Annotated in this window: 2 protein-coding genes; both read right to left on the bottom strand. The window is 51.1% G+C overall.

The window, feature by feature from the left end; all coding sequences use genetic code 11:
• Positions 1–207: 207 nt before the first annotated feature.
• Positions 208–696 (bottom strand): hypothetical protein, encoded by a 489-nt coding sequence (locus ACRDDY_RS04370; protein ID WP_438563751.1) that lies wholly within the window; start codon positions 694–696, stop codon positions 208–210.
• Positions 697–1,221: 525 nt separating this feature from the next.
• On the bottom strand, positions 1,222–1,451 hold a 230-nt coding region (locus tag ACRDDY_RS04365; RefSeq protein ID WP_438563750.1), incomplete at its 5' end, for a hypothetical protein.

The raw sequence follows: 1,451 nt of genomic DNA, 5'->3' as shown, positions 1-1,451 counted from the left end.
TCATAGTCATACTCCAATTGTTTAATCCGGTTCATTATGGTTGGTTTTGACCAGTGGGTCAAGTGTTACTACCACACGCACATCACCAATCCGGTAAATTTGACACCCGCCGGCAACTTGATCCGGTTCGCCCAGATACGCTGGACTGCACGGTGTCGAGTAACCGAGCGGTAAAGATGATGCGTTGTCGTACAGGGTCATGTACATTCACCACCCCTTGATACATTCCGGCGAGTTGGCGAATGTGAACACACCGCCTTTCGACATAACCAACTCACCGAACGCCTTTTGTGCTTTCTCGTGGTCGTCACCCTTGTACGTCCAGTCCGCTTCTTTACATTCCACCGCCGCAAATTGTCCAATGGTTGTCCCGACCATATCAGGTGTGATCCGGACGGGACGAATACCGATAAGGTCGGACGACTTGAGACGCTTGTTCAACTGTTTCGTGTCGTTACACAGTCCGTAACGTACCGGAATGCCACGCTTGTCGACGAGAGCACCGCAGTTATTTCGCCACAAAATTGCACCAGCCTGTGCCGCCGCTAACCGTGTGTTCGCCTGTACCGCTGCTTCACTTTTACCGGCCTGCGGTTCGAGGTCGGGGGTGCTGTCCACCCCCATCATTTCCCGCAACTCCGCTAACGCTACATGTGATACACCGTGACGGATTGCCCATTTCACCAGCGTGGTCATACTAGTGGCTCCGCATCTGGGTAGCGGCGCATATACGCTGCGTAAATCTCATTCTCGGTATAATACTTCCCCTCAAAATTACATCCTGAACATGCGTCATTGTATAAACCGTCGGCGAACACGATGCAGAATTTCCAGTCCGGTAAATTGCACAGTTCTTGAACCGTGTTCTCAAATAGTGTTTCACGTATTAAGTTACCTAGTGCGGTATTCATTCCTCCGTCCTCCCCTTCCAAATTTCCCGCAGTGACTCGTAGTCTTTACGCTCCTGCTCAGTTGTGGCAGTACGTGCCATTTCTTCACACCATTCTATCGGTGACATAATATTATTCCTCATATGTGAATTTATGTCCGCAGCGGCGGCATTTGAACCGTACAACCGGTGTACTCCAGTCGACAAGTTGAACCTGCTTCGTACCGCACTCCTCACACGTCAGGCGAAGTTTGGACATGCGCTCACGCCTTTCAACCATGTCCATGTCGTACATCTTACTTACCATGTCACTCAGCATTTGTTGCATAATGTTACCCTCGCACTCGTTCAATTAATTGTTGCATTTCGTCCACTTTGGCGGTCTGACACGTGATCATGTCCACGCCGTGGGACAGGTAAAATTTGCGGTAAATCTCCCCGTCGCTCAACCCTGCCGCACGTTGCGCACCTGCCCAGTGTGCCAGCACGTCACGCAGTTCGCCGACCACGCCTTGGCGCACAATGTGACGTTTGACGTTTGCCATGATGCCAATTTGTGGCA

It is taken from the genome of Clostridium sp. (genome assembly GCF_051656525.1).
Taxonomy (GTDB): Bacteria; Bacillota; Clostridia; order Clostridiales; family Clostridiaceae; genus Clostridium.
The sequence above is the reverse complement of the archived record's forward strand: the minus strand, read 5'-3'. Positions and strand labels throughout refer to the sequence as shown.